Origin of the sequence: Streptococcus pseudopneumoniae, from assembly GCF_001073085.1 — a bacterium.
In the GTDB taxonomy this organism is placed as follows: domain Bacteria; phylum Bacillota; class Bacilli; order Lactobacillales; family Streptococcaceae; genus Streptococcus; species Streptococcus pseudopneumoniae_M.
Genome location: NZ_JVFV01000006.1, coordinates 1 through 4834, shown reverse-complemented (window position 1 = coordinate 4834; position 4834 = coordinate 1). Strand labels below are relative to the sequence as shown.

Sequence of the window (4834 nt, the reverse complement as noted above, 5' to 3'; positions counted from 1 at the left end):
GTTACTGTCGGGGTGTATGTTGCAGAAACTTTGGTTCCGTTCTTATCTTCACGGACAACAGTCACGGCAGGTGCAGTTCCGACGAATGATTTTTCTGGCACGAATGTAACTGTTCCATCTGGAGCTACTGTGTAGGTACCGACACCATCTACTGTCTTAGTTGTTGAACCATCGTCAAATGTCGCTGGAACATCTTCATTGATAGCTACTGTTTTCTCAACACCATCAACGGTTACTGTTCCTCCCTTGAATTCAGGTTTACCTGTTTGAGTCGCACCTTGGATATCTGTTGATTCAACTGGAGTAGCCGTTGGAGTTACTGGAACAATTTCAGGTGTATAAGTTGTATTCACCTTGATACCGTTTGAGCTTTCAGCTTGAACCTTGACTGGTGTTACAGCACCTGTGTATGATTTATCAGTTGGTGTGAATGTTACAGTACCAGTTGCTGGATCGATCGTGAATGTACCGATTGGCGTTGTACCATCGGCAGCATAAGCTGGCGTAGTTGTAACTTCATTACCATCTTTATCCAAGAGCTTATAACTATTTGATTTAATGGTTACAGGTTTATCTTGACCATTTACTTGAACAGTTGTTCCTGCAAAGGTTGGTGTCCCTGTTTGTGTTGCACCTTGAATATCTTTAGAAGTTGCAGGGTTTGCTGTTGGAACAGCCGCTACAACTGTTGGTGTGTAGGTTGCATCGGATGTAATTGTTGCTGTCTTACCGTTGGCATTTGTAATTGTAGCAGTTGCTTGAACTGTTACACCTGTTGCAGTTCCAACAAAATCTTTTTCAGGAGTAAATGTAACCTCACCTGTAGTAGGATTGATTGTATATGTTCCTTCTCCTGCTACTTTCACACTGGTTTCATCAGTAGGCTGGCCAGTTACTGGATCTACTAATTTCTTGCTAGTAATATTCGTAGCCTTGTCATTGCTTAACTCAAACGTAGGCGTTTGAGTTTGAGGGACATTTTGCACATCCTCAGAAACCTTATTAGTAGGGCTGATTGTGGTTGGGGTTACTGTTGGAGTATACTTAGCAGTAGCTGTTTTTATAAATTCTGACTGAACTTGTTTATTTTTATCTCGTCCAACTGGTGCAGTAAGTGAAACTGTTACTCCCTTAGCAGTGCCAGTAAATCCTGGTTCCGGCACAAAGGTAACTTTCCCAGTCAAATCGTCTAAGTAGTAAATCCCTTCCCCTTCTACAGTTAGAACAGGGTCATTGATAACCTTGCCAGTCGTAGGACTCACAAACTTCGCTGGATAATCAAAATCAGGTGTGATTTTAACTTTCTCACCATTACTATTTGTTCCTTCAAGAGCAAATTCTGGAGCGGCTATTTGACTAGCTCCTTGAACGTCTGTTGAAGTTTTATCAAGCCCTTCCAAATTATTTGGAGTTACAGTCGGGATATAAAGTCCATCCATTGTATTTATCAAAGTATCAACATTAGCTTCATTAGCTGGGAATTTAGTTGACCAACCTGTGTCGTAGCCATTACTATCTGTACGACGGATAGAGATTCCATCAGCTGTTCCTAAGAAATTATCTTCAGGGATGAATTCTACATCTACGTCTTTACCATTTGCGGTAATCTTATATTTACCTTGACCTGGTACGACATAGTAGCCTTCAGCATCCAAAGTAGCCTTGTTCCCATTTGCATCGACAATGTATGGTGCTACTGTTTCATCAATTTTTGCTGATTCAGTTAAGCTATAGACTTGCAAACCTCGAGCAGTAAAGGCTACAGTTGCTGTTTGTTTAGCAGCTTGAAGACCAGAAGTTTCCTTGAATTCCCCTTTTGGTGGGTGCGTAATTTGAGTCTTGAAGTCTTCTACTTCTCCTGAGAAGGCCATACCTGTTGGGCTTTCAATTTCTTTAGCATTCTTAGCGATACGAAGACGAACCCCCAATTCAGTAACACTAGGGTCAATATAAGTTTTGCTGCTTGTAAATGTTAACTCAACTATACCATCTTTCGTAATAGTAGCTAAATTTGAACGCTCGTCTTCATCGAAAGTTCCATTTTGATTGAAGTCTACCCAACCGTAGATATTTGCCTGTGCAGCCCCATCAGTATGGGCTTCAACAGAAATCTTATAATTACCTGGTTTGGTACGGTCCATCTTGATCATATCATTGGTTTTCCCTTTAAGATCATCTGGAAGCAATTGGTCGATTCCTTCATCCGCAGTGGTCGCCTTGTCATCACCCGTCCAATCAAGGGTGTTGTTTTCATCCATATCAGGACTCAAATGTCCGAGATAGGGTTGGTTTACTTTACCACCAGTAACACCGTCTACAGTTGCAATGGTATGGACCGCCTTACCATATGACTCAGGAGCATCTCCTTCATCAAGTGGGAAGAATCCTAGCATAGCGGACTGTTTCCCACCTGAAGCGATATAAAGCCCCACTTCCGAGGCACCACGTGTCATCACGATTGGAACAGTATAATTACCTGCAGAAATGTTTGGTCCAAAGATACCAGTTCCTAGACCACCCGTAACTTGGTCAGGATTTCCGAAATATTTCCAAGCTACTGGTTTCTTTTCTGGTCCAACTTCATTAGAATCACGAAGTTGTCTTAGGTTAATGTTATTATATTTAGGTGTAGGCCCCAAAAGGTTATCTGTATCTTGCGGAACGTAAGTTTCAGAGGTGGATGGTCTGGTAAACTTTTTCCATTCTCCAAGGTGTTGCCAACCTTCTCCATTGGTAGTGAACATAACAAATTCACCAGGGTTAGCAGACTCCCCATCAGCCATAACAATAGCTGGCTTAACTGTCTTACCACGGAAGGTTGCAGAGATTTCAAACTGAACTCCAATATTTCCACCATTCATAGCTGAACCCATGGTAGTCTTCTTGGTTTTCGTATCAACGTTCTCAAATCTGATTTCAGTCCAACCATTTTGCGCATCAGCGACAATGTCGGCTTCCATGCCATCGTTAAAAGCTTTTTTAGCGCCTGTTGAAGTTACACCCTTTACATATCCATTTTTTGCGTTTGGATCATATGTCGCTTTTTCAGCTTCTGTAGCCCCTTGCTCTTCCATCCGTTTTTTATAGATCTCAGTTGCTTGGAAAGGCTTCAAGGATTTGACTTTTACAGTGACTACATAGCCAGGCATGATTTCCTTGGTATAAGTAGCGCCAACTTGAAGAGCTAGTTTTTCTTCTAAATCTTTATCAGGAAATTGGTCATTTTTAGGAACGATGACTGTTTTTGCCCCTGTCCAGTTGGCTACATCTCCAAAGTCCAACCATGTAATCTGGCTAGTCAAAGATTTTGCGTCAAGGTCTGTTGTAAAGCCTGGTTTTTCAACTTTTGGAGTTGAAGTTGCGTCTACAACGTCTGCACCAATTCCAGTAGCTGTTGCAGTATCTGCACGGAAGGCTGTGTTTTTATCAATCTCTTTTCCATTACGAGGGTCGTTTTTCCCTGTATTTGCGATTGCGTTTGTACCTTCAGCTGGCTTTGTGTTTTCTGCAGGTTTACCTGTAGTAGCTTCTGTCTTTTCAGTAGCTGCTACTTTTTCTTCGGCTACAGCTTTTTCTTTGTTTTTAAGCTTAGCATTGACAATTGTTACAAGTGATTGGTAAGCTGCGTCAAGTTCAGCTTGGCTTGTAGCAGAAGTAAGTGCATTTTTAGCATTGGCAAGACCTACCTTAAGAATTTCAACACTCTCGTCTGTCTTGTTGCTGTATTTACCATTTGCCACGTTTGCTTCAATTTCAGCAACATAGCCTTGCAATCTTGTTTGATCTAGTTTCAGCTTAGTTTCAGTTGTACCTGGAACAACTGGAGTTGCCTGATAAGTTGTAACATCTTCTTTCGCAGCTTGAGATGTAGAAAGAGATTCCGGCTGCTCCTTTTCAGTCGTCACAGCAACCTCGTCAGTTTGCTTATTCTCAGCGACTTCTTCAGCTGCTACTCCTGTAGCCGTTCCAAGCATGACTAAAGTTCCTAGTAAAACTGAACAAACTCCTACATTTAACTTACGAATTGAAAATCGACTAATACGGTCATTAAACAGATCATTTTTCACTAACATTACCTCCAAGTTGCATAAAATTTAACTTAGTTTAGAATAAATATACATTTACTATTCATTATATTTCGTAAACTAATAACTGTTATATTCTATCATGCCAGCCCTTGAATACCAAACATTTTGCTCAATTTGCTCAATTTTTTGGAAAAATTTTCTACTTTTTATAGCTTAAATTATTCAGTAAATCATATAAAAATCAATATACCTTTTCTATGTATTTAATCATGACCACCCGTCAAACGGGTGGTTTGTACAAGGGTTATAAGCCCAGATAACTAGCCAGCGCCTAAAGACGCTGGCTTTTACTTTGTTCAAGCCTTATTGCATTTGACTCGTCACAACCCTCTCAAAGAGGCGTACGTACTACTTGCCACCATCCCTAAAGGGATCTTCATATTCTTTTACACTCAACTTATCTAAAGCAATATCTTTTCGCTCTTGTTCCTGAATGTATTTTTTTATTGTGGCTTCATTGAGGCCAACTGTACTAACATAATAGCCCTCTGCCCAAAAATGTCGATTCCCAAACTTATATTTCAGATTGGCGTGTTTATCGAACATCATTAGAGCACTTTTCCCTTTTAAATATCCCATAAAACTTGCAACACTAATTCTAGGTGGAATGCTTACCAACATATGAACATGATCTGGCATTAAATGGCCCTCGATAATCTCAACACCTTTATAACTACATAATCTATGGAATATTTCTCCCAAACTACTTCGATATTGATTATAGATCACTTTTCGTCTATACTTAG

The 4834-nt window shown here is 40.4% G+C and carries 2 protein-coding genes; both read right to left on the bottom strand.

What is annotated here, in order from left to right:
- A partial coding sequence (locus tag ADH90_RS00220; protein WP_162837473.1) for a CshA/CshB family fibrillar adhesin-related protein occupies window positions 1-4067 on the bottom strand: 4067 nt, incomplete at its 3' end.
- A gap of 369 nt (window positions 4068-4436) precedes the next feature.
- A partial coding sequence (tnpA, locus tag ADH90_RS00215; protein WP_049529457.1) for an IS200/IS605 family transposase occupies window positions 4437-4834 on the bottom strand: 398 nt, incomplete at its 5' end.